Source organism: Streptomyces griseus subsp. griseus, assembly GCF_003610995.1.
Lineage (GTDB): Bacteria > Actinomycetota > Actinomycetes > Streptomycetales > Streptomycetaceae > Streptomyces.
This window is the reverse complement of sequence record NZ_CP032543.1, coordinates 5457328-5482392: the sequence shown is the minus strand read 5'-3', so window position 1 is coordinate 5482392 and position 25065 is coordinate 5457328. Positions and strand designations below refer to the sequence as shown.

The 25065-nt window shown below is 71.0% G+C and carries 23 protein-coding genes and 1 pseudogene; 4 read left to right on the top strand and 20 right to left on the bottom strand.

Features of this window, described 5'->3' with window-relative positions; genetic code table 11:
- Nucleotides 1-52: 52 nt before the first annotated feature.
- From D6270_RS24840 to D6270_RS24830, 3 genes are read right to left on the bottom strand one after another with little or no spacing between them, the layout of a single operon-like run.
- On the bottom strand, nt 53-907 hold the full coding sequence (locus D6270_RS24840; protein ID WP_109163421.1) for an ABC transporter ATP-binding protein: 855 nt from the start codon (nt 905-907) through the stop codon (nt 53-55).
- Nucleotide 908: 1 nt separating this feature from the next.
- Nucleotides 909-1964, bottom strand: a complete 1056-nt coding sequence (locus D6270_RS24835; protein ID WP_109167278.1) for a FecCD family ABC transporter permease — start codon at nt 1962-1964, stop codon at nt 909-911.
- Between the two features lie 20 nt (nt 1965-1984).
- On the bottom strand, nt 1985-3052 hold the full coding sequence (locus tag D6270_RS24830; protein ID WP_109163422.1) for a FecCD family ABC transporter permease: 1068 nt from the start codon (nt 3050-3052) through the stop codon (nt 1985-1987).
- Nucleotides 3053-3265: 213 nt separating this feature from the next.
- Here D6270_RS24830 and D6270_RS24825 point away from each other — a divergent pair, with 213 nt between their 5' ends.
- Nucleotides 3266-3853 carry an MSMEG_1061 family FMN-dependent PPOX-type flavoprotein gene (locus D6270_RS24825; RefSeq protein ID WP_109163423.1) on the top strand — a complete coding sequence of 196 codons (588 nt, stop codon included), beginning with the start codon at nt 3266-3268 and terminating at the stop codon, nt 3851-3853.
- 94 nt (nt 3854-3947) lie between these two features.
- On the opposite strand, the gene D6270_RS24820 is transcribed toward D6270_RS24825, so the two are convergent.
- From D6270_RS24820 to D6270_RS24810, 3 genes are all read right to left on the bottom strand, one after another.
- The gene (locus D6270_RS24820; protein ID WP_109163424.1) at nt 3948-5471 is read right to left on the bottom strand and encodes a catalase; all 1524 of its coding nucleotides are present in this window, start codon (nt 5469-5471) and stop codon (nt 3948-3950) included.
- A gap of 177 nt (nt 5472-5648) precedes the next feature.
- The gene (locus tag D6270_RS24815; RefSeq protein ID WP_109163425.1) at nt 5649-5915 is read right to left on the bottom strand and encodes a GlsB/YeaQ/YmgE family stress response membrane protein; all 267 of its coding nucleotides are present in this window, start codon (nt 5913-5915) and stop codon (nt 5649-5651) included.
- Between the two features lie 217 nt (nt 5916-6132).
- Complete coding sequence (locus tag D6270_RS24810) at nt 6133-6540, bottom strand: RidA family protein (protein ID WP_109163426.1); 408 nt, start codon at nt 6538-6540, stop codon at nt 6133-6135.
- 109 nt (nt 6541-6649) lie between these two features.
- Between D6270_RS24810 and D6270_RS24805 the strand changes: the two genes are divergently transcribed.
- On the top strand, nt 6650-7075 hold the full coding sequence (locus D6270_RS24805) for a winged helix-turn-helix transcriptional regulator (protein WP_109163427.1): 426 nt from the start codon (nt 6650-6652) through the stop codon (nt 7073-7075).
- Nucleotides 7075-7542: a hypothetical protein gene (locus D6270_RS24800; RefSeq protein ID WP_109163428.1), complete on the top strand. Its 468-nt coding sequence runs from the start codon at nt 7075-7077 to the stop codon at nt 7540-7542. The genes D6270_RS24805 and D6270_RS24800 overlap by 1 nt, the downstream gene beginning before the upstream one ends.
- A 58-nt stretch (nt 7543-7600) precedes the next feature.
- On the opposite strand, the gene D6270_RS24795 is transcribed toward D6270_RS24800, so the two are convergent.
- The 6 genes from D6270_RS24795 to D6270_RS24770 form a co-directional block, all read right to left on the bottom strand.
- Entirely contained in the window at nt 7601-8068 is a 468-nt protein-coding gene (locus D6270_RS24795; RefSeq protein ID WP_151414721.1) for an RICIN domain-containing protein, read from the bottom strand.
- A 311-nt stretch (nt 8069-8379) separates the two neighbouring features.
- On the bottom strand, nt 8380-9369 hold the full coding sequence (locus D6270_RS24790; protein ID WP_109163429.1) for an NAD(P)/FAD-dependent oxidoreductase: 990 nt from the start codon (nt 9367-9369) through the stop codon (nt 8380-8382).
- 483 nt (nt 9370-9852) lie between these two features.
- Nucleotides 9853-10182 carry a hypothetical protein gene (locus tag D6270_RS24785; protein ID WP_109163430.1) on the bottom strand — a complete coding sequence of 110 codons (330 nt, stop codon included), beginning with the start codon at nt 10180-10182 and terminating at the stop codon, nt 9853-9855.
- Nucleotides 10183-10403: 221 nt separating this feature from the next.
- The gene (locus D6270_RS24780; protein WP_031124411.1) at nt 10404-10646 is read right to left on the bottom strand and encodes a hypothetical protein; all 243 of its coding nucleotides are present in this window, start codon (nt 10644-10646) and stop codon (nt 10404-10406) included.
- 175 nt (nt 10647-10821) lie between these two features.
- Nucleotides 10822-11490, bottom strand: coding sequence for an AraC family transcriptional regulator (locus tag D6270_RS24775; RefSeq protein ID WP_109163431.1), 669 nt, complete (start codon nt 11488-11490; stop codon nt 10822-10824).
- Between the two features lie 172 nt (nt 11491-11662).
- Nucleotides 11663-11896, bottom strand: coding sequence for a hypothetical protein (locus D6270_RS24770; protein ID WP_109163432.1), 234 nt, complete (start codon nt 11894-11896; stop codon nt 11663-11665).
- Nucleotides 11897-12120: 224 nt separating this feature from the next.
- Here D6270_RS24770 and D6270_RS24765 point away from each other — a divergent pair, with 224 nt between their 5' ends.
- Nucleotides 12121-13128, top strand: coding sequence for an ElyC/SanA/YdcF family protein (locus D6270_RS24765; protein WP_109163433.1), 1008 nt, complete (start codon nt 12121-12123; stop codon nt 13126-13128).
- Between the two features lie 22 nt (nt 13129-13150).
- Here D6270_RS24765 and D6270_RS24755 read toward each other — a convergent pair.
- From D6270_RS24755 to D6270_RS24720, 8 genes and pseudogenes are all read right to left on the bottom strand, one after another.
- Nucleotides 13151-14538 (bottom strand): annotated as a pseudogene (locus tag D6270_RS24755) (hypothetical protein).
- Between the two features lie 68 nt (nt 14539-14606).
- Nucleotides 14607-17705: a glycoside hydrolase family 3 N-terminal domain-containing protein gene (locus D6270_RS24750; protein WP_109163435.1), complete on the bottom strand. Its 3099-nt coding sequence runs from the start codon at nt 17703-17705 to the stop codon at nt 14607-14609.
- A 98-nt stretch (nt 17706-17803) separates the two neighbouring features.
- Complete coding sequence (locus D6270_RS24745) at nt 17804-19216, bottom strand: GH1 family beta-glucosidase (protein WP_109163436.1); 1413 nt, start codon at nt 19214-19216, stop codon at nt 17804-17806.
- 39 nt (nt 19217-19255) lie between these two features.
- Nucleotides 19256-20251 carry an ABC transporter ATP-binding protein gene (locus D6270_RS24740; RefSeq protein WP_109163437.1) on the bottom strand — a complete coding sequence of 332 codons (996 nt, stop codon included), beginning with the start codon at nt 20249-20251 and terminating at the stop codon, nt 19256-19258.
- Entirely contained in the window at nt 20248-21252 is a 1005-nt protein-coding gene (locus D6270_RS24735) for an ABC transporter permease (RefSeq protein WP_109163438.1), read from the bottom strand. The genes D6270_RS24740 and D6270_RS24735 overlap by 4 nt, the downstream gene beginning before the upstream one ends.
- Before the next feature lie 5 nt (nt 21253-21257).
- Nucleotides 21258-22238, bottom strand: a complete 981-nt coding sequence (locus tag D6270_RS24730) for an ABC transporter permease (protein WP_109163439.1) — start codon at nt 22236-22238, stop codon at nt 21258-21260.
- Nucleotides 22235-23299: an ABC transporter ATP-binding protein gene (locus D6270_RS24725; RefSeq protein ID WP_109163440.1), complete on the bottom strand. Its 1065-nt coding sequence runs from the start codon at nt 23297-23299 to the stop codon at nt 22235-22237. The genes D6270_RS24730 and D6270_RS24725 overlap by 4 nt, the downstream gene beginning before the upstream one ends.
- A 19-nt stretch (nt 23300-23318) precedes the next feature.
- The gene (locus D6270_RS24720; protein ID WP_109163441.1) at nt 23319-24998 is read right to left on the bottom strand and encodes an ABC transporter substrate-binding protein; all 1680 of its coding nucleotides are present in this window, start codon (nt 24996-24998) and stop codon (nt 23319-23321) included.
- Nucleotides 24999-25065 lie beyond the last annotated feature (67 nt).

Sequence of the window (25065 nt, the reverse complement as noted above, 5' to 3'; positions counted from 1 at the left end):
TTAGGTTAGCCTCACCTAATGACAACGGTGCCATCGGGTGGACCGTACGGTCTCAGGCCGCCGGGTCCTTCACATGGTGGCGGCCCAGCGGCACCACCATCGGGGTGGCCGACGCCGGGTCCTCGATCACCGAGCAGCGCATCCCGAAGACCTCGCCGACCAGCGCCTCCGTCACGATGTCGGCCGGCCGCCCCTCCGCCAGGATCCGCCCGTCCTTCATGGCGATCATGTGGTCCGCGTACCGGCAGGCCAGGTTCAGGTCGTGCAGGACGGCCACCATCGTGACGCCGCGCTCGCGGTTGAGGTCGGTGAGCAGGTCCAGGACGTCGAGTTGGTGGCTGGCGTCCAGGAACGTCGTCGGCTCGTCCAGCAGCAGGATGTCCGTACGCTGCGCCAGCGCCATCGCGATCCACACCCGCTGGCGCTGACCGCCCGAGAGCTCGTCCACCGGCCGGTCCGCCAGCTCCAGTACGTCGGTGGAGAGCAGCGCCTGCGCGACCGCCTCGTCGTCCTCCGCGCCCCAGCGGCGGAACCAGCCCTGGTGCGGGTAGCGGCCGCGGCCGACCAGGTCGGAGACGGTGATGCCCTCGGGCGCCGTGGGGCTCTGCGGCAGGATGCCGAGGACCGCGGCGACCTCCTTGGTCGGCATCTCCTGGATGGACCGGCCGTTCAGGAGCACCGCCCCGGCGGAGGGCGCGAGCAGCCGGGCCATCGCCCGCAGCAGGGTCGACTTGCCGCAGGCGTTGGGGCCGACGATGACGGTGATCCGCCCGGGCGGGACGGTGACGCTCAGTCCGGGGACGATCTCCCGGTCGCCGTAGCCGAGCCGGACGTCCCGGGCCTGAAGAGTGTGCTCAGCCACGACCTGGCCACGCCTTTCGTTGTCGTCATCTCGAAGGACCGGCATCTCAGCCCCCACTCCCCACACGGTTGGCGCGGGCCAGGAGCAGCAGCAGGTACGGGGCGCCGATGATGCTGGTGACCACACCCACCGGCAGCTGGACGGAGGGCAGCAGGTGCTGGGCCGCGAAGTCGGCGACGAGGACCAGCAGGGCGCCGGTCAGGGCCGCGTGGGGCAGAGCGGCACCCCGGCCGGGGACCAGGCGGCGGGCGATCGGCGCGGCGACGAAGGCCACGAACCCGACGGGCCCGGCCGCCGCCGTGGCGACCCCCGCCAGGGCCGTGGCACACCCGAGCAGGGCGAGCCGGCCGGTCTCCACCTTCGTACCGAGTCCGGCGGCCGTGTCGTCCCCCAGCTGGAGGGGCCGCAGGGCGTGCGCGGCGACGGCGGTGAGCGGGACGAGGAGGGCGAGCGCGCCGAGGATCGGCCAGAACTGGCCCCAGGAGCGCCCGTTGAGGCTGCCGGCCAGCCAGCGGAAGGCCTCCTGCGCGTCGGTGACGTCGGAGCGGGCCATCACGTACCAGACGACGCTGGAGAGCCCCATGCCGACGCCGATCCCGACGAGGACGAGCCGCTGTCCGGCGACGCCCTGCCGCCAGGCGAGTCCGTAGATCGCGACCCCGGCGGCGAGCGCCCCGGCCAGGGCGCTCGCGGAGAGGGCGAGCCCGCTGACCTGGAAGAGGAGGGCCGCGGTGACGGCGACGGCGCTGGCCCCGGCGCTGATGCCGATGAGGTCCGGGCTGGCGAGCGGATTGCGCAGCACGGTCTGGAAGACGCCGCCGGAGAGCCCGAACGCGGCGCCGACGAGGACCGCGAGGAGGGCCCGGGGCAGCCGTAGCTCCAGGACGACGAACCGCGAGCCGCCGTCGCCGCCCCCGAGCAGCGTCTCGACGACCTTGCCGATGGGCATGACCATGTCGCCGAAGCTGAGCGAGACGCCGAAGACGGCGACCAGGGCGACGAGCAGGGCCGCCGCGACGGTCACGGACCTGCGCCGCCCCCGTCCGCGTACGGCGGAGACCTGCCGTACGGCATCGGCGAGCCGGCCCTTCTCCGTGTCCACGGCTGAGACGGGTCCCGGGCTCACAGTTCCACCAGCTTCCTGCGCCGGACCAGCCAGATGAAGGGGACGCAGCCGATCGCGGCGGTGATCACACCGACCTGCACCTCGCCGGGCGGGGCGATCACCCGTCCGACGATGTCGGCGAAGAGCAGCATGATCGGGGCGAGAACCATGCTGTACGGGAGCACCCAGCGGTAGTCGGGTCCGGTGATGAGGCGGGCGGCGTGCGGTACGGCGAGGCCGACGAAGCCGATCGGCCCGGCGACGACGGTGGCGGCGCCGCAGAGCACGACCACGGCGAGGGCGGAGACCATGCGGGCGGCCCCGACCCGCTGGCCGAGGCCGCGCGCGAGGTCGTCGCCGAGGGAGAGGGCGTTGAGCTGCGGCCCGAGCGAGAGGGCGAGGACGGCCCCGACGAGGATGAACGGGGAGACCTGCCAGAGCACCTCGGAGGAGCGGGCGGTCAGCGCCCCGAGCTGCCAGAACCGGAACTGGTCGTAGCTCCCGCGGTCCTGGAGCAGGATCGCGCTGGTGACCGAGGTGAGTACGGCGCTGGTGGCGGCGCCCGCGAGGGCCAGCTTGACCGGGGTCGCGCCTTCCCGGCCGAGCGAGCCGACCCCGTAGACGAGGAGGGCGGCGAGCAGGGCGCCGAGGAAGCCGAACCAGATGAACTGGGTGGCGACGGTGAAGCCGAGCAGCGTGATGGAGCAGACGACGGCGACGGAGGCGCCCGCGTTGATGCCCAGGAGCTGGGGGTCGGCGAGGGGGTTACGGGCGACGCCCTGCATGACGGTCCCCGCGAGGCCGAGCGCCGCCCCGGCGAGCAGCCCGGCGACGGTACGCGGGATGCGGACCTCCTGGATGACCAGCTGGCCCTTGACGGTGAGGTCGGGGTCGAGGACGCCGGGCAGCACATCGCGGAACGGCACGTCCCCGGAGCCGATGGCGAGGCTCGCCACGACGGCGAGCACGAGCACACCGAGGGCGGCCAGGAGCCCGAGGGCGAGGACGGGCCGGCTGCGCCTGGCCCGCGCTTCCCTGCCGCCGCCCGTCGTTCTCTCCTCGCGCGGGAGGACGGAGCCGCTCACGGCCCGGCCCCCGGGACGGCGGCGACCGGAATACGGTTGTGCACGGTGTCTCACCCTTGCTCATCGGCGCGTTCGGGCAGGGGGCGCCCCGGCGCGCGGCCGTCCGCACCCGGGCACCCCGGAGGAGGCAGTACAGGGCGCCCAAAGTAAGGTCACCCTAACAGCGCCGGTCCGCCCCCACACCGCCGCACCCCACAAGCCCGGAGCGCTTCCTTGCCGTACGCCGCCGACGCCGCCGCCGATCCCGCCGCCGCCCCCTTCTCCGGCCCACTGGCCGGAGCCGTGCCCCTGGGCTCGGCGGAGGAGCTGCGCGAGATCCTGGGCACCCCGCACCCCATCGTGATCGACAAGGTCCACGACCGGCTCACCGAGGACGACCTGGAGCTGCTGGCCCGCTCCCCGTTCTGCGCGGTCTCCACGTCCGACGCGTCCGGCAACTGCGACGTCACCCCGCGCGGCGACGGCCCCGGTTTCACCCACGTCCTGGACCCCGCCACGCTGGCCCTCCCCGACCGCCTGGGCAACCGCAGGGCGGACAGCTTCCACAACATCCTGTCCAACCCGCACGTGGGCCTGCTCTACCTGATCCCCGGCGCGATGGACGTCCTCCGCGTCAACGGCCGCGCCCGCATCCTCACGGACGCCCCGTTCTTCGACGCGATGACCGTGAAGGGCCGGCGCCCGAAGCTCGCCCTGGTCGTGGAGATAGACGAGATCTTCCGCCACTGCTCGAACGCGCTGCGCCGGTCGGGGGTGTGGGTGCCTCAGACGTGGGAGACGGTGGAGGGGGCGGCGGAGTGACCTGCTGACCCACGGCACACGTCAGGCCCCCGCCCCCGCCGACAGCGGGGAAGGGGGCCTGTGCCGTGGTCCCGGGGAGGGGTGAGCCCTCGCCTCAGGCCTTGTGCTGCATCGACGAGCGGGCCGGGTTGCCCTGGTCCGCCGCCTTCGGGTCCTTCTCGCCGGACTTCGCGCGCACGCCCTGCTCGATGCGCTCGCCGATGGTGCTGTCGATGTTCGACCAGTACGCGAACGCCCGCTGGAGCACCGGCTCGGTCACGCCGTTCAGCAGGTGGCCGACCACGTTGTCCACCAGCCGGTCCCGGGCCGCGTCGTCCAGGACCTCGCGGACCATGGTGCCCGCCTGGCCCCAGTCGTCGTCCTCGGCGTGGTCGACGTAGGCCGCCCGGGTGATGTCGCCGTCGGCGTACCAGCTCGGCGGGGTGCCGTGGCGCTCCGTGTCGGCCGCCGGGCCGCCCTTGGAGTTCGGGGCGTAGACCGGGTCGCTGGTCTTCCGGTACGCCATCGCCCCGTCCTTGGAGTACGTGTGCACCGGGGCGACGGGAGCGTTGACGGGCAGCTGCTGGTAGTTGCCGCCGATGCGGTAGCGGTGCGCGTCCGCGTAGCTGAACAGGCGTCCCAGAAGCATGCGGTCCGGGCTCGGGCCGATGCCTGGGACGAAGTTGTTCGGCTGGAACGCCGCCTGCTCGATCTCGGCGTGGTTGTCCGTGGGGTTGCGGTCCAGCGTCATCCGGCCGACCTCGATCAGCGGGTAGTCGGCGTGCGGCCACACCTTGGTCAGGTCGAACGGGTTGAACCGGTAGTCCTTCGCCTCCTCGTACGGCATGATCTGGACCTTCAGCGTCCAGCTCGGGTACTCGCCGTCGCGGATGTGCTCGAACAGATCACGCGTGTGGTAATCCGTGTCCGCGGAGGCCATCTGGTCGGCCTCGTCCTGCGTGAACGTCTCGATGCCCTGGTCGGTCTTGAAGTGGTACTTCACCCAGAACCGCTGGCCCGCCTCGTTGATCCACATGTACGTGTGGGAGGTGTAGCCGTTCATGTGGCGCCAGGTGCGCGGGATGCCCCGGTCGCCCATCAGCCAGGTGACCTGGTGGGCCGACTCCGGGGAGAGCGTCCAGAAGTCCCACTGCATGTCGTGGTCGCGGAGGTTGTTGTCCGCCCGGCGTTTCTGGGACCGGATGAAGTGCTGGAACTTCATCGGGTCCTTCACGAAGAACACGGGGGTGTTGTTGCCCACCATGTCGTAGTTGCCCTCGCTGGTGTAGAACTTCACCGCGAAGCCGCGCGGGTCCCGCCAGGTGTCCGGGCTGCCGCGCTCGCCCGCGACGGTGGAGAACCGGGCCACCAGGTCGGTCGTGGTGCCGGGCTGGAAGAGCGCGGCCTTCGTGTACGCGGAGACGTCCGCGGTCACCTCGAACTTCCCGAACGCGCCGCTGCCCTTGGCGTGCGGCTGCCGCTCGGGGATGCGTTCGCGGTTGAACTGGGCCATCTGCTCGATCAGGTACGAGTCCTGGAGCAGGATCGGCCCGCCCGGGCCGACGGTGAGCGAATGCTCGTCGCTCTCCACCGGGGCGCCCGAGTCGGAGGTGGTCGGCTTGCGCGAGGTGTCGGTCATGTCGTCGTTTCCTCTTGTCTGTCTTCCGCGGACGTGTCGGCGATGGCTCCTGCTATAGCTGCCCTACTGACCCCCTGCCAATGTAGGCAAACACGGACGAATCGACCCGTCGAGGACGTCGGGGAAGACGATGTCGAGGAAGTCGAGGACCGATCCGTTCCGAGGCGCCGGGCCCGGTCAGCGGGAGCGCTGGCCCGTGACCACGCGGTAGAGCAGCAGAACGATCACCGAACCGACGATGGCGGCGATCCACGTCGACAGGCTGAAGAATCCGTCGATCGAGTCCACACCGAAGATCACCTTGCCCAGCCAGCCGCCGAGCAGACCGCCCACGATGCCGATCACGATCGTCACGAGGCAGCCCCCCGGGTCCTTGCCCGGCGTCAGCGCCTTGGCGATGAGTCCCGCGAACAGGCCGATGAGGATCCAGGCGATGATGCCCACGAAATTCTCCCTTTACGTTGCCGACGTACCGGCACCCCTGTGGCGCCCGGTCCCCTCCGCGTATCCCCGTAACGGAAGCTCACACATGGCTCCGGCGTGCTCCTCGGCCCCGGGGGTCCGTCATCCGCCGGGCGGCGTTACGCCGTACGGGGAGGGGCGGCGCCCGGGCCTCGGGCCGGGGTCCCGCACCGGCCCCGGCCCCGGCCTCGGCCCCGGCTCAGTCCAGGACCGCCGTCGCCTCGATCTCGACCAGATGCTCCGGTACGTCGAGGGCCGCGACTCCCACGAGCGTGCCCGGCGGGACCGGGGTGGTGCCCAGCTTCTCCGCCGCCCGGGCCGCGCCCTCCAGGAACCGCGGCATCTTGTCGGGCGTCCAGTCGACGACGTACACCGTCAGCTTCACCACGTCCGCGAAGGAGCCGCCGGCCCCGGCCAGGGCGGTCCCGATGTTCAGGTAGCACCGCTCCACCTGGGCGGCGAGGTCGCCCTCACCGACCTTGGTGCCGTCCGCGTCCCAGGCGACCTGCCCGGCGACGAAGACGAGCTTCGAGCCCGTCGCGACCGCGACCTGCCGGTACACGCCGACCTTCGGCAGCCCCTCGGGGTCCAGCAGTGTGATGGCCATGTTCCGCGCCTCCTCGTGAAGACCTGTCGGTCTCTTGTGGTTACTCAGGAACCGTAGGAGAGTCAGCCCTGACGTGGAAGAACGCACTTTTCGGTGACGGAGGAACCTCATGGTGACCCAGCAGTTCAGCGGCTCGCCCGACGAGGCGGACCTGCGCCGCGCGGACTCCCTGGCGCGGGAGATCTTCTCGGACGTCGCCAACAAGTGGGCGCTCCTGATCATCGAGGCCCTCGGTGACAGCACCCTGCGCTTCAGCGAGGTCCTGAAGGAGGTCGAGGGCATCAGCCACAAGATGCTCACCCAGAACCTGCGCATGCTGGAGCGCAACGGCCTGGTCGACAGGACCGTGCACCCCACCGTGCCGCCGAAGGTCGAGTACACCCTCACCGAGCCGGGCCAGGGCCTGCGGGGGACGGTCCACCTCATGTGCGACTGGACCCAGCGGCACCTCGGCCATATCGAGGAGGCCCGCGGCCGGTTCACGGGCCCGTCCGACGGAACGCCCGGCCCCCTTCGTGCGTCTGTACGGACGTGATGGATTTCCTGGACCCGTCCGATCCGGGCGGCGCCGCAGACGACGAAGTGACCGTACGCCCGGGCCCGTTGTGGCGCCACGCCCTCTGGGTGGTGGGCGTCGCCGCCTTCGGGGTGGGCCTGGGCTGGGCCGGCTCGCTGTTCCGCCTGGGCCCCGACGACTACGGGCTGCTCACCGCCGCCCCGGGGTCGCCGTGGACGTACGTCGGCGCCTGGGCCGTCACCGGCCTGGCGGCGGCCGCGATCCTGCGAGCAGCGGCGGCCCGGGTGCCGGTCCCCTCGCCGGGCACGATCGCCGTCATCCTCCTCTTCATCGGCACGCGCCTCTCCCTGGGCTGGCGTCCGGAGACACCGGAGCTGGCCGCGATGGCGGCGGCCGCGGTGGTCCTGGCGGGCGTCTGGGCGGGCATCGCCCTGCGCGCGGCAGGCGCGGCTCAGAAGTCCCAGCGGCAGGGCGCACCGCAGTAGGGGCGGAGAAGCTCCGACGGGCCCTGACGACGGCTCAGGGCATCAGGGCATCAGGGCATCAGACGAGGGTCATGCTGATCTGCTCGCCCTGCCCGGTCCAGTGCTGGCGGATCCCGGACGGGTTGCACGGCTCCACGTTCACGATCCTGGTCCTCGGGTGGTCACTGGACAGGCACATGCCCGGGTGCGCGGACTGGTAGATCGCCTCACCGCTGACGGTCCAGCGCTGCCGGGTCCCGGAGTCGCACGGCTCGACATTGACGATCCGGGTCCTCGGGTAGTCGCTGGTCAGGCACATACCCGGGTGCGCGGACTGGTGGATCGCCTCACCGCTGACGGTCCAGCGCTGGCTGGAACCGGAGTTGCACGAAGCGACGTTGACGATGCGGGTCGTCGGATAGTTGCTGTTCAGGCACATGGTCCCGGCGGCCGGTGCCGCGGCGGCCGCCGCGACAGGTGACGGCAGGGCGAAGGACGTCAGGGCGAGCAGAGCGGGCACGAGGAGCGTGCGGAAGACGCTGGACATGAGGGGCACCCTTCACAGTCGGCCGTTGAGGCGTTGAGGCGTTGAAAGATTCCCCTCAACTTGCCTACCTTGTAGGCCACTTGCCGGAAATAGATCGTGATCCGGCGCAAAGCCGCCGCCCCCAGCCCAGCACTCCACCCCCACCACCCAGGACCATCGCAGGCGGCGGGCACCTGCGGAGCCCCCGGCCATGACGGCCCGCGCTCAGGGCGAGCCGGCCGCGTTCTCGGGGTGGGCGGGCGGCCTCCTCACGGCCGTGCTCTCGTGGCCGCGTCCGCGACCGGATCGCGGGAGGAGGCGCGCTCTCGCCCTCAGCCGCGCCGCCGCGCCTCCACCGCCGTACGGGTGTCCTCGGCGATCAGGTCGCCGTTGATCGCGCTCCCCGCCATCAGCCCGGCGGCGGCGGCACCGATGACCTGCTCGGTGAGGCGGGTGACGTTGCCCGCCGCCCAGACACCGGGGACCTCCGTCGCGCCGACCGGGTCGGTGGGGACGTACGTGCCGATCACCTCACCGCCCATCTCCTGCGCGACCGGGACCAGCCCCAGCGATTCGAGTACGGCCGAGCGGGCGGTGAACCGGGCCTGGATCACGAGGGCCTCGCGCGGAATCACCCGGCCGCCCGCCAGGCGTACGCCGGTGAAGCGGTCGTCCGTGACCTCCAGGCCCGTCACCTCGCCGTCCACCACCGCCACCCCGCGCGCGGCGAGCTGCTCATACTCCTCGTCCGTCGGCTCCGGACCCGTGTGGCGGAAGAGGGTGACGTCATCGCTCCACTGCCGCCACATCAGCGCCTGATGTACGGCGAAGGGGCCGGTGGACAGCACCCCGATCGGGCGGTCCGCCACCTCGCGCCCGTGGCAGTACGGGCAGTGCAGCACCTCACGCCCCCACCGCTCCGCCAGCCCCGGCACCGGCGGCAACTCGTCCACCAGCCCCGTCGTCACCAGCAGCCTGCGCGCCTCCACCGCGGTGCCGTCCTCCAGCACGACGCGGAAGCCGCCGTCCTCCGGCAGCCGCTCGGCCGTGGCCACCCGACCTTCGACGATCTCCCCGCCGTATCCGGCCACCTCGTCCCGGCCGATCGCCAGCAGCTCCCCGGGCGGGGTCGACTCACGGCCCAGGTAGTTGTGGACATGGGACGCGGGAGCGTTACGGGGCTCCCCCGCGTCGATCACCAGCACCGACCGCCGGGCCCGCGCCAGGGTAAGCGCCCCGCTGAGGCCGGCCGCCCCGCCTCCCACGATCACCACGTCGTACCGCTGCCGCCTCATGTCGCTCACGTCCGTCCTGCTCGTCATGCGGACCACCTCCAGTTGATGGAGATGGTGCGCCCGGGGCGGACGGAACGACAAATACGCTTGCCGAAACGGCAAGGTCACTCACGATCGGACCCGCACCACACCACCATCACGAACGGCCCCCGCGGATGTGGGCGAACGCGCCGGCCGGGACCGACGCGCGATGCGGCGCGGGCCGGTCCGCGTCCAGCGCATGTCCCTCCGCGCCCGCCGCGCCCGCCGCGTGGCGCCCTGCTCGATGAGTAACCCGTCGATGTTCCCCGTACGGCTTCGCCGCCCCAGGACGAAGGCGCACCAACAGGAGAGTTCACGTCATTTCCGTGGCCGACATAGCAGGGCAAAGCGGCCCTCCGAGAGCACCGATGGGCCGTCCTGGCCTCTGCCTGCGCCGTTCGGCTCAGCCGGACCGGGCGCTGGAGCCCCCCGGCATCACGGCCGGAAGCGGGGCGGCCTTCATGGGCGCGGGGCGGTCCTGACCGCGTTTCAGAACTCGCTGACCTGCCTGCTCGGCCGCCCGGGGAAGTCGCGGGCGGCCATCCATACGGTGAGGTCGCGGGCGATGTCGTCGGCACTGGCCGCTGTGGCGATCCCGTGCTCGTTGCGGGTGGTGTCTCGTCGGACGATCTCGTAGCCGCCTCCGTCCAGGACGGCCACGGAAGCGAACCACGCGGGGTCGTCCTCGTCGGGCTGGACCATCACGAAGGTGTTGTCGGAGTCGTTGAGGTCGCTGATCATCATGAACAGCGCGTCCTCGGAGGGGTCGTCGATGCGGTCGCCGTTCTCGCTGTCGGCGCCGTAGTACTGAGCCCCCATCGTCACCTCTCCGTCGCGCGGTCGACCCTGGTCGCGGTCAGCATGACACAGAGAACCGACAGCCCGGGCCGGCGATCCCGCACTCGACCGCGTACCGGGCCACGTGGTCCTCGCGGTCGAAAGCAGGAGGCCGCCCACCGCCCGCCGGCGAGATCCCCTCGTCTCACACCGAGATCATCTCGGCGCGAGACGAGGGAACGAGCCCACTTCTACAACACGGCCTAGTAGCGCACCCACAGCTCGTACACGCCGGGCTTGCCCGCGTACGGGTTGCAGATGAAGACGCGGCTCCAGAGAGCATTGTCAGCGCCGGCGTTCCCGACCGCCTGACACTCCGCCAGGCTGCTGTGGTGGCTGCGGAGCCAGAAGCCGGGGCCGGTCGCCGAGGCGGTGGAGGCCGTGCCGAGGACCATCGCAGCCGCCGCCACCGCGGTGACCGCGAGCGCGGTGATTCGTGTACGCATATCGGTAACTCCGTTTTCAGTCGATGCACATGACGGTGCATCAGCGAATGGGAAGAGCCGAACCGGCCAGCGCGCGCCGCCGAGAGAAAGCTAGCGAGCGGCAAGCCTCCGCACAATAGGTCTGGACCAGTAAGGGAGCGCATATGCCCCTGGCCGTAAACCAGCGTTTTTCCGCCTACGCGCTCGGCCCACGGTGCGCGCGCTCCACCGGGATCCAGAGCTCGGCCTCCGCCCGCTTCCCCTCCTCGTACAACCGCACCCGCAGGATCTCCGGGTCCGGCCGGGAGGCGTACGGGTTCGACGGGAACCACTGAGTGAAGACGTCCCGCCAGAGGTGCCGGAGGGCCTGCGGGAACTCGCCCTCACTCTCGAAGACCGCCCAGGAACCGGCAGGCACGGCAAGGGAGTCCCAGTCCGCCGGAGGCTCCTGCCGCCCCGTCACCACCCCGTGGTGGTAGTCGAGCTCGGTGCCCTCCGCCCGGCTCGGGTCGAGCTGGTCGCTCACCCCGGGCAGCCCGGCGGGCTCCTGGTCGGAGAGGGCCTCGATGCGGTCCAGCTCCTCCCGGCCGATGCCTCGGATGAACTCCGCAATGGCTTGATTCGGCCCCTCATGGATCAGCGGAACGCGTGCCCGCCTCCCCACCACCCGGAACGCTTCCGCGCCCGCGAGGGTCATACGGCGACGGCGGATGTACTCCGCGAGCGGAACGCCCGCCGGCGCCGAGAACATCCGGCGGAAGTGGTATTCCGAGGTCATCGCGGTGCGCGCGAGGTCTGCGGCCTCGATGCGCCCTCCGAGATGCGACTCGAGGTACTCCATGGCCTCGTTCAGTCGGTCCAGCAACCTTGTCCCGCCTTCCCTTCCCGTTCACCGTAGGAAGGGAGCAGCCTGCCGGACCCGACCGATCCATGCCCGGATCGGTCGGGGGAGAGCCGGGCACGCGGAAGGCGGCCCACCGGTTCTTCCCGGTGGGCCGCCTGTGGCTGTGACGGTGTCGGTGTCTCTGTCCGTCGGCTCAGCTGAAGCGGGCGTCGGAGAGGGTCGTGGTCACCGTGCCTGCCGTGGAGGAGGCCGTGTCCGCCGCGCCGTCGACCACCTTGCCGAGATCGCCGACGTTGTCCAGCGCGCCCAGGCTGATGGGCGGCTCGGCCGCGTGGGCGGTGTCCCCGCCTCCGGGGTGCGGGGCGATGGCGGCGATGACCGCTCCGGTGGCGAGAGTGACGGCGGCGAGAACGCTTCGCTTCTTCATGACCGGTTCAACGGCTCAGCCCCTGGAAAGGGCACGCCCTGAATTTTCGCGGCCCGGCCGCAGGCGTCACCGGTCCGCGACGCCTCGGTCCGCCCGGCGCACCTCCCCCGTGCACCTTGTATGTCCACCCCACGCGCCGCAGCCTGACACAGCGCCCCTCTCCGGCCGACGCCGGGCCCCACCTCGCCGTTCCCCGCCCGGACCCCGCCCCCTACCCTGTGCCCATGCTCGTCTACGCCCCCGCGGCGCTCCTTCTCCTCGTCTTCTGTGTGAGCGTTCTGCACGACCGCAGGAAGTTCAGCAACGCCGTCGTTCTGGGGCTCGCCGTGCTCTGCGCCCTGGCCGCCTGGCTGTACCGGCTCATCCGGTCCGAGTCCACCTCGGGCGCGGTCGCGGCCTGGGCGTTGTTGACGCTCGGGGCGGTGGCCGTCCTTCTGCTGACGTACTTCCTCTTCGTCAACGGCGTACGGATGCTGCGGAAAGAGGGGCGGAGCCCGTCCAATCTGCTCTCGCTGGGCGCCGCCCTCGCCATCGTCGGGGTGGTCGCGCTGCTGGCCGCCGCGGTGAGCGTACGGAGTCCGGCGCTCATCGCGGTGGCGGCCGCCACCGGTGGGCTGGCGCTCTACTTCTCGTTCCTGTTCCTGTGCTTCGTCTGTTACGCGTTCCTCTACGGGCGCCTGCGGGTGCGGCGTAAGGCCGACTTCGTCGTGGTGCTGGGGTCCGGGCTCATCGGCGGCTCCACCGTGCCGCCGCTCCTCGCGAGCCGCCTCAGGCGGGGGCGGGCCGTGCACGCGCGGCTCGCCAGGCGCGGGGGCTCGCCCATCCTCATCACCTCGGGCGGGCAGGGGCCGGACGAGAAGCTGCCGGAGTCGCACGCCATGGCCGACCACCTGGTGGCCGAGGGATTTCCGGCCCATCTGATCCGGCGGGAGGACCGGTCGACGAACACCGAGGAGAACCTGCGGTTCAGCAAGGCCATCATGGAGGAGGCGAAGCCCGACTACCGGTGCGTCGTGGTCACGAACAACTACCACGCGTTCCGCGCCGCCCTCACCGCCCGCCGGATGGAGATCCGCGGACAGGTCGTGGGCTCCCCCACCGCCGCGTACTTCTGGCCCAACGCGACCCTCCGCGAGTTCGCCGCCGTCCTCGTCGACTACAGGCGGATCAATGTGGTGCTGTGCTCGTTGATCGTCCTCGCGGGCGTGCTCGTGTGGTGGACGGTGCGGTAGCGGCTTCCCGGCCGGCGGCCCGCTAGAAGCCGCCGCCGAAGTCACCGCCGCCGAACCCTCCGCCGTCTCCGAAGCCGCCCCCGTCCCCGAAGCCGCCTCCCCCGCCGAAGCCGGACGAGTCGAAGTCGGAGCCGGAGAAGTCGCCGCCGCCCCACTCCCCACCGCCGAAGTCACCGCCGCCGTACTCGGAGGCGTACGCCGGAGTGGCGAGCATGGAGCCGAGCATCGTGCCGACCAGAAGGCCGGGGAGCAGGCCGCCGCCGAAGTAGCCGCCGGCCCAGGGGCCGTAGGCCGGGCCCGCCTCCCAGTACGGGCGGCGGTTGCCGTCGCCGACGTCGACCGTACGGCTCATCGGGTCCTCGCCCCGCGTCAGCCGGATCTCGTCGGCGCCGCAGACCGGGACCTCGCGGGACGCGCCGCCCGAGGGGGTCCAGAGCACATCGGCGACCGAGGGGCCGTGCCGTGGGTCGAAGAAGCACGGCGGGCGGCGGGCCGGTATCTCCGCGCCCGTGCGGCGGGCCTCCAGGACCGCGAGGGAGTAGCGGCCGTCCTCCAGGGACTGGGTGACCCCCGCACGTCCGAGGGGTGCGCGGCCTTCTCCATCCTCGTCTTGGCGCTCTCGTAGGAGTCCAGGGCCCGTTCGTAGTCGCCGCGCATGGTGTCGTCGGCGCCCGGTTCGGCGGGGTGGAAGTCCAGGCGTTCCAGCGTCTCGCCGTACGCCGTGATGTCCTCGTCCACCACGACCCGCAGCTTGTCGAGGGCCGCCCGCTCCTCCTCCGCCTTCCGCCGCTTGTTCCGGCGCGAGATCGCGTACGCGCCCGCGCCGCCCGCCGCCACCAGGGCGCCGAGCGTGATCAGACCGGCGACCGGGGCGCCGGGGTCGTCGGCCGCGCCGCCACCGCCGGACCAGGAGGCGGGGGCGGTGCCCCGGGCCTGTTCGACGGCCCGGTCGACGAAGGCGTCGAGCTGGGCCGAAGCATCGGTGGCGGTGGCGGAGGTCTTGACGGACGCGGTCAGGTTCTCGACCGCCCTCGTCGGCATGACCTGCGGGTCCGCGCCCGCGTTGAAGCCGTCGCCGAGGCGTACCGCGTAGAGGCCGGTGATGCCGGTGTCGTTGCGCAGGGTCCGGAGGAGGCTTTCCGCGGGGAAGGCATCGGTGTCGGGCAGCACGGCGACGAAGACCGGCTTGTCCGCGTTCCGGATGGTGGCTTCCAGGGCCTTCTCGTCAGCGACGGAGAGCTGATCGCGGGCGGCCGGGTCCACATAGACCGGGTCCTCGCGCAGGGCCTGGGCGGCATCGGTGATCGTCGCCGCGGGGGCGGCCGACGCAGGGGAGGTCAGGGCGAGTGCGGCCGCCGCCATGATGAGCAGCAGGCCCGCCAGCAGCGAGGGGAAGAACCGTTTCCTCATACTTAACGCTACTCCAGGCGGGCGACAAACGCCGTCGCCCGCCCGGAGCACCGGATGGCACCGGACCGCTAGGCGGCCCTGTACGCCGTGCGCAGCTTGGCCACCGCGCCCGTCAGGTCGCCCTTGAGCAGCAGGTGGTCCGCCTCCGCGAACGGCTTCGAGACCGCCTGCGTGAACCTCCCGTTGATCTTCTGCTGGACCAGCAGCCGCGCCTGGTCCACGATCGCCTTGCCCGCCGGGGTCTTCCCCAGCTTCGCCTTCTGGGCGACCTGGGCGGCGACGGCGAGAGCCGCGAGGGTCAGCTCGCCACCGGCCGGGGGCCTGTTCAGGGTGGTCAGGCCCCAGCCGTACGGGAACTGCGGGTCGTAGGCCGTGTCTCCCACGTTGATGGGGAGCTGCGCCTCGGACTTCGGCCAGGTCACCGGCAGCTGGCCGGTGAAGGCGCGCTTGCCGTAGAGGACGTCCGCGACGCCGTCGCCCTCGGAGCCCGGCAGCCAGGAGGCCACCAGCGCGTTGATCCTGCCGAGCTGGTCGCCGATGAGCTGCGGGCGGCCCGAGACGATGAGGACCGCGCACTTCATGGCGGCGCAGACCTTGTCGACGGCGGCCTTGTCGGCGGCCGTCAGCTCCAGGTCGTGGCCGTTGCCGACGTCACCGATGCCTTCGGCGTACGGCGTCTCGCCGACGACCACCACGCCGACGTCGTGACCGTCCGTGGCTGCCGAGGCGTCCTTCGAGTAGGTGACGGAGTCGGGGTTCTTCGCCGCCTTCCTCATCCCCTCCAGGATCGTCGTGCCGGGAGTGGTCTTCCCGGAGGAGCCCTGCCAGCTGATCGTCCAGCCGCCGGCCTGGTTGCCGATGTCGTCGGCGTTGGACCCGGCGACGTAGACCTTCTGGTTCGGCTTGAGCGGCAGGACGGCCCCGTCGTTCTTCAGCAGCACCTGCGACTTGGCGGCCGCCTCGCGGGCCACCGCGCGGTGCTCGGGCGAGCCGACCTTGCCGAGGTGTGTGGTGTCCGCGTACGGCTTCTCGAAGAGGCCGAGGCGGAACTTCTGGGTGAGGATGCGGGAGACCGCGTCGTCGATCCGGGCCTGGCTGATCCGGCCCGCCGCGACCTCTTCCTTGAGTGTCTTGGTGAATTCCTGGTACGCGGTCGGAACCATGATCATGTCGAGTCCGGCGTTGATCGACGTACGGACGTCGCTCGGGTAGTCGCCGGGGATCTGGTCGATGGCCTGCCAGTCGCTGATGACGAAGCCCTCGAAGCCCATGCGGTCCTTGAGGACGCCGTTGATCATCTCGGCGTTGGCGTGCATCTTCACCGGGCCCTTGCCGTCGCCCAGGATGTCGAGGGAGGAGTACGACGGCATGACCGTGCCCACGCCCCGCTTGACCGACTCCGCGAACGGCGACAGGTGCACCGCCTCCAGCTCCTGGCGGGTGACCTTGGTGATGCCCTGGTCGATCGTGTACGAGCCGGTGGTGGCGGAGCCGTACTCGGTGCCGCCGTCGCCGACGAAGTGCTTCGCGCTGCCGAGGACCTTGTCGTTGCGGTGCAGGTCCTTGCCGGAGGGGTCGCCCTGCATGCCCTGGATGACCGTCTCCATGGCCTCGACCAGCGCCGGGTCCTCACCGAAGGCCTCGTAGGAGCGGCCCCAGCGCTCGTCGCGGGTGACGCAGACGCAGGGGGCGAAGTCCCACGGGATGCCGGTGGCGCGGACTTCCCTGGCGGTGATGGCGCCCGTCCTCTCGGCGCTCCTCGGGTCGCGGCCCGCGCCGATGCCGATGTTGTGCGGCATGATCGTCGCGCCGATGACGTTGTTGTGGCCGTGCACCGCGTCCACGCCGTAGATCAGCGGGATCTGGAAGCGGGTGGCCTGGGCGCGCAGCTGGTAGGCGTCGACCATCTTGGCCCAGGCGGCGGCCGTGTTGGGGGTGGGGACCGAGCCGCCGCCGGAGAGCAGCGAGCCGAGGTCGTAGGCGGCGATGTCACCGGGCAGGCGCAGGGCGTTGCGCTCGGCCTGGGTCATCTGGCCGGCCTTCTCGGCGGGTGACATGCGGGCCAGCAGGTCGGCGACGCGCTGCTTCACCGGCAGCTTGGCGTTCTGGTACGGGAGTCCGTGGGCGTCGATGACGACCTGCGGGTTCTCCTTGGGGGCCTTGGCGCCGGTGACGGTCACCTCGAGAGGGATCGTCTTCGCCTCGGAGGGCGTGGACGACTTCGCCGTGCGGATGGTGACCTTGTGCGCGGTGCCGGACGCGGTGCCCGCGGGGAAGGTGTGGCTGCCGGTGACCGGGGTGTAGTCCTTGCCCGCGACCGCCGTGCCGCCCTGGGTGGCGTACGTGACGGTGATGGGCTCCTCGGTGGGGGCCGAGCCGGTCGTGGCGACGGAGAGGGTGAGGTCGGCGCTGGTGCCGTTCCTCACCGGGCGCACGGCCGTGTCGGTGACCACGCTCGCGGTGAGCGCCGGGTCCGCCTTGCCGTAGAGCTCCACGGCGTCCAGGGCGAAGGTGCCGGGGGCGCCGGGCGGGAAGGTGAAGGCGTAGCCCCACATCTCGTTCAGGCCGAGGATCTGGTCGATGCCGCCGACGGGCTGGTAGTCGGCGCGGTAGACGAAGTCCGCGAAGGGGATCTCGACCTGCTGCCAGCCTTCCCAGTCGTCGGTGAAGGAGGTGGTCCACAGCTCGGACGCGCCGCCGTTGGCGCCGCCGTCCTTGATCTCGAAGTGGATGCGCTTGCCCGAACCGGGCGGCAGGGGCGCCTTGTTCTGGCCGTACCACCAGAAGCGGATGCCCTGGTGGGCGGTCCAGTTCTGGGGCGGGGTGTCGACGGCGAACTCGTGGCTGAACCCGCCGTAGGCGGTGATGTCGTAGGAGCCTTCGAGGACCCGCTCGCCCTCGGGGGCGTCCGAGCGGTCGGCGAGCCTGAGCTGCGGGTGGTCGGTGGCGTTGCCGCCCCAGGTGAAGATGGCGTCGGCGGGCGGGTTGTTGCCGAGCGGCACCTCGCCCTCGAAGCGGTCGATGAGGACGGGGGCCGGGTCGTCGGCGGCGGCCTGGCTGGGCGCGGCCCCGGCGAGCAGGGTGGCCAGGATCGCGGCGGCGGCCAGGAAGGCGGTCGCCGGTCTGCTTCTGCCCTTACGGGGGCGGCGGTACGGGGTGTCAGACATTCTGAGAGCGCTCTCATTCAGGGCCGGTCAGGCCGAACCGTTTCACGGATCAGTGGTGTTGACGCATCACACGGTGGAGTCCGGGGTGCGCCTGGACGTTACCGCTGCTCGTCCCGGGTGAGCCGGATCGTGTCGCGGTACCACTTGGCGCTGTCCTTGAGGGTGCGGGCCTGGGTGGTGTAGTCGACGCGGACGATGCCGAACCGCTTGCCGTAGCCGTAGGCCCACTCGAAGTTGTCCATCAGCGACCACGCGAAGTAGCCCCGCACGTCAGCCCCTTGGGCGCGGGCGGCGACGACGGCGTCGATGTGGTCGGCGAGGTAGGCGGTCCGGTCGGCGTCGGGGACCGAGCCGTCGGCGGTGACGGTGTCATCGAAGGCGGCGCCGTTCTCGGTGATGACGGTCGGGAGCCCGTAGTCGTTCTCCAACCGCACCAGCAGATCGGTGAGTTCGGTCGGGGTGATCTCCCAGTCCATGGCCGTACGCGGCAGCTCCCGCTCCACCACCCGGACCACGGGCAGCCCTTCGGCGTCGGTCACCGATCCGTCCTCGGTGGCGCCGGAGAACTGCATGCCCCGGTAGAAGTTGACGCCGAGGATGTCCAGCGGCGTGGAGATGGCCGCCAAGTCACCCTCCCGTATCGGAAGTTCGACGTTGCGGGCGGCCAGGTCAGCGACGATGTCCCGCGGGTAGCGGCCATGGACGAGCGGGTCCAGGTAGAGGCGGGTGCCCATGCCGTCGGCGCGGCGGCAGGCCTCCCGGTCGGCCTCGCTCGGCGTCTCGGGGGTGGCGGTGCCCAGGTTGAGGGTGATGCCGAGCTCCAGCGGGTTGCTCCCCGCCGCGTCCCGCATCGCCCGCGCGGCCAGGCCGTGGCCCAGGAGCAGGTGGTGGACGGCGTGCAGGGAGGCGCCGAAGTCCCTGCGGCCGGGGGCGTGGACGCCCTCCGCGTAACCGAGCACCGCCGAGCACCAGGGCTCGTTCAGCGTGGTCCAGTGCTCCACCCGGTCGCCGAGCGCCTCGTAGGCGAGCGAGGCGTACTCCGCGAACCGCAGGGCCGTGTCCCGCGCGGGCCAGCCGCCCGCGTCCTCCAGCTCCTGCGGCAGGTCCCAGTGGTAGAGGGTGATCCACGGGGTGACGCCCCGCCCCTGGAGCTCGTCCACCAGCCGCTTGTAGAAGTCCAGCCCCTTGGCGTTGGCCGGCCCCCGGCCGCCCGGCTGGATGCGGGGCCAGGCCAGCGAGAAGCGGTACGTGTCGACGCCCAGGCCCGCGATCAGCTCCACGTCCTCGGGCATCCGGTGGTAGTGGTCGCAGGCCACGTCCCCGTTCTCACCGCCCTCGACGGCGCCGGGCACCCGGCAGAAGGTGTCCCAGATGGACGGGGTGCGGCCGTCCTCGGCGGCGGCTCCCTCGATCTGGTACGCGGAGGTGGCGACGCCCCAGCGGAAGCCGGCCGGGAGCCCGCGTACCGCGGTGGGTCGGAGGATTCGCTGCGGGGTGGTGGCGAGGTTCATCCGGTCTCCGTTACGTAGGGGCCTGGTGGGGCCGCCGGGTCAGGCGTGCAGATGGCAGGCGACCGTGCGGCGGTCTTCTGCGGGTGACAGGGCCGGGGCGGCCAGCGGCGGGACCTGTACGCCGCACGGCTCGAACGCCTTGCCGCAGCGAGGGTGGAAGGCGCACCCGGCGGGCATCGCGGACAGGTGCGGGGGCGAGCCGGGGATGCCGGTCAGCTCGCGGCGCGGGCCGTGGAGCGCGGGGAAGGAGTGGAGCAGGCCGTCGCTGTAGGGGTGGCGGGGGTCGCGGTAGATCTCGGCCGCGCCCGCCTCCTCCACGATGCGGCCCCCGTACATGATCGCGATCCGGTCCGAGAATTCGATCAGGAGCGAGATGTCGTGGGTGATGAACACGACGGAGAAGTTGAGCTGTTCCCTCAACTGGACCAGCCGCCGCAGGATCTGGCGCTGCATCACCACGTCCAGCGCGGTCGTCGGCTCGTCCATGATGACGATCTCGGGCTCCAGGGCGAGCGCCATCGCGATCATCACACGCTGCCGCATGCCGCCGGAGAGCTGGTGCGGGTAGGCGGCGAGCCGGTCGGTGGAGATCCCGACCAGACTGAGCAACTCCATGGCCCGGTCCGTGCGCTGGGCCTTCCTCAGATCGGGGCGGTGGGCCTTCAGTACGTCGGTGAGCTGGCTGTGGACCGTGTGCACCGGGTTGAGGGAGTTCATCGCCCCCTGGAACACGATGGACAGCTCCTGCCAGCGGAAGGCGCGGAGCTGTTCCGGGGAGAGCGAGAGGATGTCGAGGCGGTCGCCGCCCGGCCGGTGGTAGTGGACGTCTCCCCCGGTGATCACCCCGGGCGGCTGGAGCAGCCGGGTCACGGCATACGCGAGGGTCGACTTGCCCGACCCCGACTCCCCTGCCAGGCCGAGGACTTCGCCCCGGTGGAGGGTGAGGTCGATGTCCCGCAGGGCGTGCACGGCCCGCTCGTCGGTGCCGTAGTCGACGTTGAGTCCGCTGATGGTGAGGACCGGCTCGGCGCTCATGGGCGCGGCTCCTTGCTGCTGTGCTGGCGGTGGTCGGCGCTCAGCGGCTTGCGGGCGACGGGGGTGAAGCCGACGCGCATCTTCACCTTCCGGGAGGAGCCGGTGGCGGTGCGCAGGCGCGGGTTGACGAACTCGTCGATGCCGAAGTTGATGAGGGCGAGCGCGGTGCCCAGCAGGGCGATGCAGAGTCCGGCCGGGACGAACCACCACCAGGCACCCTGGGCGAGGGCCTGGTTGGACTGGGCCCAGAAGAGGACCGTGCCCCAGTTCCAGTGCGAGATGTCCGCGACGCCGATGAAGGCGAGGGTGATCTCGGTGAGGACGGCGAAGATGACCGTGCCGACGAAGCCGGAGGCGATCACGGCGGTGAGGTTCGGCATGATCTCGAAGAGGATGATCCGCCAGGTGGACTCGCCGGTGGCGCGGGCCGCCTCCACGTAGTCGCGGCGGCGCAGCGACAGCGTCTGGGCGCGCAGGATGCGCGAGCCCCAGGCCCAGGAGGTCAGGGCAATGGCGAAGGCGATGAGCAGGTCGCCGGTGTCCGGGACGAAGCTCGCGACGATGATGATCAGCGGGAGGCCGGGCAGCACCAGGAAGATGTTGGCGAGCGCGGAGAGGACCTCGTCGACGGCCCCGCCGAGGAATCCGGCGCTGACCCCGATGAGGACGGACAGCACGGTGGCGATGACCGCCGCGACGAACCCGACGATCAGGACGCCCCGGGTGCCCACGAGGATCTGGGAGAGGACGTCCTGACCGGTGTGGGTGGTCCCGAACCAGTGTGCCCCGGAGGGCGGTTGGAGGAGCTGGTCGCTCATCGCGTCGGGGTCGTACGGGGCGATCCACGGGCCGATGACGGCCAGCAGGACGAAGAACCCGAGCATGAGCAGCCCGGTACGGGTCTTGCCCCCACGCAGGAACCGGAGCCGGGCCCGGCGGGTGGGCGCCTCGGGTGCGGGCGCGCCGTCCAGGACGGCGACATCGGTGGCGGTGATGGACACGAGGTCTACGCCTCCTTCCGGGTGCGGGGGTCGAGGGCGGCGTAGACGAGGTCGGCCAGGAGGTTGGCGGCCAGGACGGAGAGCGTGATGATCAGGAAGACGCCCTGCATCAGCGGGTAGTCCTTGGCGCCGACCGCCTGGAGCAGCTGGAAGCCGATGCCCGGATAGGTGAAGACCATCTCCACCAGCAGCGTGCCGCCGACGATGAAGCCGAGGGAGAGGGCGAAGCCGGAGATGTTGGGGAGGACCGCGTTGCGGGCCGCGTAGCCGAACATCACACGCCGCTCGGAGAGCCCCTTGGCCTGCGCCACCATCACGTAGTCCTCGGAGGAGACGGTGACCATCATGTTCCGCATGCCGAGGATCCAGCCGGCCACCGCGCTCAGCACGATCGTCACGCCGGGCAGGAAGGCGTGGTAGAGCGCGCTGGAGATGAACGGCCAGTCGAAGGCCGGGACGAGGGCGCTGTCGTAACCGCCGGAGTTCGGGAAGAGGGACCACTTCTCGGCGAACAGGGCGATGGCGATGAGGCCGAGCCAGAAGTAGGGGATGGAGGAGATGAAGGTGGTGACGGGCAGCAGTCCGTCCAGCCAGGAGCCGCGCTTCCAGCCGCTGTAGACGCCGATGCCGGTGCCCAGGACGAAGCTGAGGAGCGTGGTGACGCCGACCAGGGCGAGCGTCCAGGGCAGGGACTGGACGATCACCTCGCTGACCGGGGTCGGGAAGAAGGTGAAGGAGAGGCCGAGGTCTCCGTCGAGGAGGTGGGCCCAGTAGTCGGTGTACTGCTGCCAGAGCGACTGCTGCTCGTCGAGGCCGAAGAGCGCCTTGAGGGAGTCGATGGCCTTGGTGTCCAGCTGGCCCTGGTAGCGGCTGAGCAGGGCCTGGACCGGGTCGCCGGGCATCAGGCGCGGGATGAGGAAGTTGATGGTGATGGCGGCCCAGGCGGTGACGGCGTAGAAGGCGAGCCGTTGGAGGAGGTACTTCACCGGGAGGCCTCCTTCTCGGCGGCGGTGGTGGTGCCGTCGTACAGCCAGCAGGCCGCCCACTGCCCGTCCACCAGGTCGAAGCGCGGCGGGAGTTCGGTGCGGCAGCGCTCCATGGCCTTGGGGCAGCGGGGGTGGAAGCGGCAGCCGGCCGGCGGGGCGATGAGGGAGGGTGGCTCGCCGGTGCCGGTCTCCTCCTGCTCCTCCTCGGCGACGACCCGGTCCGGGTCGGGCGCGGAGGCGATGAGGAGCTGCGTGTAGGGGTGGGCGGGGCGCTGGGTGACCCTCTCGCTGTCGCCGCCCTCGACGATCCGGCCCGCGTACATGACGAGGGTGGTGTCCGCGAAGTAGCGGGCAGAGGCGATGTCATGGGTGATGTAGAGGATCGCCAGGTGCAGCCGCTCCTTGAGGTCGCGGAGCAGGTTGAGGACGCCGAGCCGGATCGACACGTCCAGCATGGAGACCGGCTCGTCGGCGAGGAGGACCTGCGGGTCGGCGCCGAGCGCGCGGGCGATGGCGACGCGCTGGCGCTGCCCGCCGGACAGCTCGTGCGGGAACTTGTCCAGGTACTGGTGGGGCGGGGTGAGCTGGACCCGGTTCAGCAGATCGGTGAGGGCCTGCTCCAGCTCCTTGTCCCCGCTGCCCGCCCGGCCGTGGATCTTCAGGGCGCGGGTCAGGTGGTAGCGCACGGTGTGCACCGGGTTCAGCGAGGCGAACGGGTCCTGGAAGATCAGCTGGACCCGGCGTACGTAACGGCGGAAGGACCGGCCGCGACCGGCGACGACGGGCTTGCCGCCCAGCCGTATCTCGCCCGAGGTGAGCGGGTAGAGCTGGGCGAGCAGGCGGGCGACGGTGGACTTGCCCGAGCCGGACTCCCCCACCAGGGCCGTGACGGTGCCGCGCCGGAGCCGGAGCGAGACGTCGTCGACGGCGTGGACGCTGCGGCGCTCGCGGGCGAACAGGTCGCGCGCGGTGCGGCGCAGGGGAAAGTGCTTGGTCACCCCGCGCGCTTCCAGCACCACATCGGTGCCGGTGCGCGCGGTCTCGGACTGATCGGTGGTCATGGCCGGTTCTTCCCCGTGCTTACTTGGCGGGCGTGAGGTTCAGCACGATCTCCAGCGCGCTGGGCTGGGTGTGCTGCGGCGGGGCGTAGGGGTTGGCCTCGGTGGGCCAGCCGATCCAGTTCTTGGTGGAGTACTCGGCGCCGATCGGGGCGGCGGCCGTCGGGATCATGGGCGCCTGCTCCACGAAGATCTTCTGCAGGAGGTGCATCGCCTTGGTGCGGGTCTGCTCGTCCTTGGCGTTGGCGTACTCCTTGAGGGCGGCGGTCGCCTCGTCGTTCTTGAAGCGGCCGAAGTTGCCCGCCTGGGAGCTCTTGCCGATGGGCTGGAGGATCGCCCCGTCCATGACGTTCTGGTACATGTCGTAGGGCGTGGCACCGCTGTTGGTCCAGTGCAGGGTGGCGTCGAAGTTGCCGTTGGCCACGTCCACGCCCCAGGCCTCGGCGGTCTGGGTCTTGACCTTGGCCTCGATGCCGAGTTCCTTGATGTTGTCCTTGATGATCGCGAGACCGGTGATGTAGTCGTTCCAGCCGGCCGGGTCGGTGAAGGTGAGCGTCACCGGCTTGCCGGACGGGTCCTTGAGCACCCCGCCGCTCAGCTTGAAGCCGGCTTCGTCGAGCAGCTTCTTCGCTCCGGCGACATCGGGCTTGGTGTTGGCGCTCTGGTACTCGGGGGCGAGGAAGGGATCACCGGCCGGGAGCGGGATGCCGGTCGGGTTGGTGATCTCCGGGTAGAGCGTGGCCTGGGCCTGGATGTGGATGGCCTTGCGGTCGACGACCATCGCCATCGCCTTGCGGAGCGCCGGGTTGTCGAAGGGCTTGCGGGCGGTGTTGAACCAGAGGCCGTGGATGCCGAGGCCGGAGGGGAACCACAGCTTGTGGTTCTTGGGGTCCTTGTCGATGAAGAGCTGCTTGTGGTTGGGCATGAAGACGAAGGACCACTCGACCTTGCCGGTGGCCAGCGCGGTGGTGGCGGCGCTGTTGTCGTTGTACGCGGTGTAGCGCAGCTCCTTGACCTTGGTCTTGCCGTTCCAGTAGGCCGGCGTGGCGATCAGGGTGGTGGTCTGCGGGGTGAACGTCTTCAGCTTGTACGGGCCGGAGCCGACGGGCGTCCGGTTGGGCCAGGTCTCCGGGTTGTCGACCTTCTCCCAGATGTGCTTGGGCACGATGAACGTCTGGATGATCTTGTTCTGGTTGACGAACTGGGACTCCTTGAAGGTCAGGACGACCTTCCCGTCCTCGACCGCGATCCCGTCGAAGGGGATCCCGTTGCCGTTGAGCGCCGGGTGCTTCTTCAAGAGGTTGAACGTGTACTCCACGTCGGCGGCCGTGAGGTCCTTGCCGTCGGCCCACTTCGCCCGCTCGTCCAGCGTGAAGGTGACCTTGGTGAAGTTGTCCTGCCAGTCCCAGTCGGTGGCCAGCCACGGGTCCGCCTTGTCTGCGGGCTTGATCATGTTCGTCATGGCCAGCGGCTCGTAGATCATGAACCGGTAGCCGAGAGTGGCGCCCGCCGAGGTGCTGAGGAAGGGGTTGCTGTTGTTGGTCTGCGGCCCGTCCGGCTTGCCGAGGGTCAGTACGCCGGTGGCGGAGGCCCCGCCGCCTTTGTTGGCACCGGAGTTGGCGTTCGAGCATCCGGCGGCGAGGGCGATCACGACGGTGGCTGCGGCGACCGCTCTGAGCGTGGTGCGACGGCGTGACGACATGGCGACTCCAGGGAAGGGCTGCCGGGTCGGGGCGATCCGGCGGAGGGTGGAAGGGGTGGGGCGGGGC

What these genes read in the sequence shown, in the direction of transcription:
- D6270_RS24840 (WP_109163421.1), bottom strand. Translation starts at nt 907, where the DNA reads ATGCCGGTCCTTCGAGATGACGACAACGAAAGGCGTGGCCAGGTCGTG.
- D6270_RS24820 (WP_109163424.1), bottom strand. Translation starts at nt 5,471, where the DNA reads ATGACCGACACCTCGCGCAAGCCGACCACCTCCGACTCGGGCGCCCCG.
- D6270_RS24810 (WP_109163426.1), bottom strand. Translation starts at nt 6,540, where the DNA reads ATGGCCATCACACTGCTGGACCCCGAGGGGCTGCCGAAGGTCGGCGTG.
- D6270_RS24805 (WP_109163427.1), top strand. Translation starts at nt 6,650, where the DNA reads ATGGTGACCCAGCAGTTCAGCGGCTCGCCCGACGAGGCGGACCTGCGC.
- D6270_RS24800 (WP_109163428.1), top strand. Translation starts at nt 7,075, where the DNA reads ATGGATTTCCTGGACCCGTCCGATCCGGGCGGCGCCGCAGACGACGAA.
- D6270_RS24795 (WP_151414721.1), bottom strand. Translation starts at nt 8,068, where the DNA reads ATGTCCAGCGTCTTCCGCACGCTCCTCGTGCCCGCTCTGCTCGCCCTG.
- D6270_RS24790 (WP_109163429.1), bottom strand. Translation starts at nt 9,369, where the DNA reads ATGACGAGCAGGACGGACGTGAGCGACATGAGGCGGCAGCGGTACGAC.
- D6270_RS24785 (WP_109163430.1), bottom strand. Translation starts at nt 10,182, where the DNA reads ATGGGGGCTCAGTACTACGGCGCCGACAGCGAGAACGGCGACCGCATC.
- D6270_RS24780 (WP_031124411.1), bottom strand. Translation starts at nt 10,646, where the DNA reads ATGCGTACACGAATCACCGCGCTCGCGGTCACCGCGGTGGCGGCGGCT.
- D6270_RS24770 (WP_109163432.1), bottom strand. Translation starts at nt 11,896, where the DNA reads ATGAAGAAGCGAAGCGTTCTCGCCGCCGTCACTCTCGCCACCGGAGCG.
- D6270_RS24765 (WP_109163433.1), top strand. Translation starts at nt 12,121, where the DNA reads ATGCTCGTCTACGCCCCCGCGGCGCTCCTTCTCCTCGTCTTCTGTGTG.
- D6270_RS24750 (WP_109163435.1), bottom strand. Translation starts at nt 17,705, where the DNA reads ATGTCTGACACCCCGTACCGCCGCCCCCGTAAGGGCAGAAGCAGACCG.
- D6270_RS24745 (WP_109163436.1), bottom strand. Translation starts at nt 19,216, where the DNA reads ATGAACCTCGCCACCACCCCGCAGCGAATCCTCCGACCCACCGCGGTA.
- D6270_RS24740 (WP_109163437.1), bottom strand. Translation starts at nt 20,251, where the DNA reads ATGAGCGCCGAGCCGGTCCTCACCATCAGCGGACTCAACGTCGACTAC.
- D6270_RS24725 (WP_109163440.1), bottom strand. Translation starts at nt 23,299, where the DNA reads ATGACCACCGATCAGTCCGAGACCGCGCGCACCGGCACCGATGTGGTG.
- D6270_RS24720 (WP_109163441.1), bottom strand. Translation starts at nt 24,998, where the DNA reads ATGTCGTCACGCCGTCGCACCACGCTCAGAGCGGTCGCCGCAGCCACC.